Below are 2,685 nucleotides of genomic sequence, written 5' to 3'. Positions count from 1 at the left end.
GATCAGGTGTTACGGGGGGGCGGGATGTTACGGGGGGGGGGCGGGGCAGGTTGGTCGGGTCAGCCGCTCGTCCCGGGGCTCCCTTCGGCGCGGGTCTCCACCGGCTCCGCCCGTCCGGCCTCCGCCAGTTCCGGTGTGTCGTCGTCGGCTATGCCCAGTGCGGACAGGTCGCGCAGATGGGCGGGGCGGCGGGTGAAGAGGACGGCGGCGACGACGGCGAGAAGAAGAATGAGACCGGTCCAGATCCAGTACAGGTTGCCCGGCGCCGGCTGGTCAGGACGGACGTTCCCGTACACGCCCCAGCCGATGACCACGAGCCCGACCAGCGGTATCAGCACGTGCGGAACGAGCCGCAGCGTGTGCCGCGCGGTGCGCCACAGATACACCGGCAACCCCACCAGCCCCACGAACAGGCTGATCAGGACGGGTACCGTCCCGATGCCCGCCTCCCAGGCGGAAACGGTGGTCGGGGCCGCCCCCAGCACCAGGGCGGGCAGCACGACGCAGGCGCCGATGAGCAGCAGCCACAACACCGCGGCGCCCGTCGGCACGGAGCGGCGCGTGGAGACACGTCCGAGCGCCCGCGGCAGCATCCCGGCGCGGGCCGCGGTGAAGGTGATGCGTGACATCGCGGTCGTCGCGGCGATCAGGCAGGCCACGGAGCTGACGGCCCCGAAGGCGGCGAGAACCGGCCGCGCGAACGGGGCGAAGTGAGCGGCGAGTTCGAGGAACGGAGCACCGTTGGCCGGGTCACCGAACCTGTCCGTACCCGCCGCCGCGCCCTGCCAGTGCGCGTAACCCGCCACCCCGGCCCAGGTCGTAAGGGCGTACACCCCGCCGACCAGCGCGACGGAAGCCACCAGCGTGAGGGGCACGACGCGGCGCGGGCGGCGGATCTCGGCGGCCATGCTCGCCGAGTTGTCCCAGCCGATCATCCCGGCCACCGCCAGCGGGAACGTCAGCCCGCTCAGCCCGGAGAGGCCTCCAGGGTCGCCTCCCGCCGCGTGCAGCGGTGCGGCGGCGTCGGCCCCCGAGCGCACCAGCAGCAGTACGGAGAAGCCGATCAGCACCGCGAACTGCGCCACGGCCAGCGTCATCGCCACCCGGCTCGACTCCACGACCCCGCGCAGGACGACGGCTCCGCCGAAGACGAGCACCGCGAGCGACAGCGCCATCCACCACAGCCCCCCGAGGTTCAACGATGCCGCCATCCAGCTCCCGGCGAAGACGGCGACCCCGCCGATGGTCAACGGGCCCGACAGCAGGGTGACGTAGAACATCGCGCTGGCCAGCAGGACACCGATGCGGGGGCCGAGTGGCGCGTAGGCGTGGTACGCGTACGCGACCGGGCCGCCCGCTGACACGATGCGCCGCGCGAACTGCCCGACGGTCAGCGCCGTCGCCAGCAGTCCGAAGGTCGTCAGCAGGAACGCCCAGGGAGCCTGGGTCCCCATGGCCGCGACGACCGCGGGCGCGGTGAGGAAGGCGCCGTTGACCGGCGCCATGTTGGAGAGAGTCACCCCCAGGGCGCCGGGCAGGCCGATGGCACCGCCGCGGAGCTCGCCCTCGGCGGAGGCGGGCGCTTCTGCCCTCGCAGACGCTTCTGTCCTCGCGGGCGTCCCTGTCCGTGCGGGCGCCTCTGTCATTGCGGGACCTCTGCCAGCGCCAGTGCCAGTGCCAGCGCCCTCGCAGGCGCCACGGGTGTTGCGGATCCCGTCGCCCGGCTGGTCACCGCGTCGGGTTCGGGCTGGGGTTCGGCCCTGCTCACGGCCGTCGGCTGTCGAGGAGTCGGTGGGACGCACGGCACCCTCCAGGGTTCGGTCCCCGCGGGGCCCGGAGCGGGATGACGATCGGGGTTAGCGAACCCGATTAACGAACGTGCTTAACTTTCGCGGAGCAAGTTACCCGCTCCCTCCACCCCTGGGAAGAGGGCGACGCGAATCGGACCGCCACACCACCGGGCGCCCGTAGAATCGGCGAGGCATCACGGCCCCTCGACCCCCTGGAGCTTCCAGCCATGCCGCGCCCGCCCCGGATCTCCCGCGAAGCCGTGCTCGACGAGGCGCTGCGCACGCTGGACGACGAGGGCGTCGAAGGACTGTCGATGCGGCGGCTGGCGCAGCGGCTGGGTGTCACCAGCCCGTCGCTGTACAAGTACGTACGGGACCGCGAGGGCGTCTTCGAGGCGGTCGTGGACGCGATCGTCCAGGAGATCAACGAGGACTGGCAGCCGGTCGGGGGCTGGCGCGCGGAGCTGGACGGTATGGCGCGCCGCTACTTCCACACCTTCCGCCGCCATCCGCACGCGGTCCCGCTCGTCATGCACCGTCCCACCCGCAATCCGCGCTCCCTCGACAGCTTCGACACCGTGCTGGGGGTGCTGCTCGCCGAGGGATGGCCGGCGGCGGACGCGACCCGTGCGGTTCTCCTCATCGAGTCCTACGCGTTGGGCGCCACCCTGACCGCGGTCAGCCCCGGCATCCCGCCGACCCCCGAGGATCTGGCGGCCCGCCCCTCACTCGCCGCGGCCCTCACCGAGGGAGGGCACCGCTCCTTCCGCCTCACCGAGGACGACTTCCTGCTCGGTCTGAAGACCGTGCTGGACGGCATCGCCCGCGACCTCGCCCCGTCGACGCTCTCCGCGGGCACCCCCGCCGCGCCCTCCGCGGCGACCCCGGCTAGCTG

General features: G+C 72.8%; 2 protein-coding genes. One reads left to right on the top strand and one right to left on the bottom strand.

Annotated elements, in window-relative coordinates; translation table 11 throughout:
- Positions 1-59 precede the first annotated feature (59 nt).
- Positions 60-1,646 carry an APC family permease gene (locus AB8Z75_RS33765; RefSeq protein ID WP_369208780.1) on the bottom strand — a complete coding sequence of 529 codons (1,587 nt, stop codon included), beginning with the start codon at positions 1,644-1,646 and terminating at the stop codon, positions 60-62.
- Positions 1,647-2,017: 371 nt separating this feature from the next.
- Between AB8Z75_RS33765 and AB8Z75_RS33760 the strand changes: the two genes are divergently transcribed.
- Positions 2,018-2,685: TetR/AcrR family transcriptional regulator (locus AB8Z75_RS33760; RefSeq protein WP_369208778.1), on the top strand; the 668-nt coding region annotated here is incomplete at its 3' end.

Origin of the sequence: Streptomyces sp. PU-14G (genome assembly GCF_041028275.1) — a bacterium.
Lineage (GTDB): Bacteria > Actinomycetota > Actinomycetes > Streptomycetales > Streptomycetaceae > Streptomyces.
This window is presented reverse-complemented; position numbering and strand designations above follow the sequence as displayed.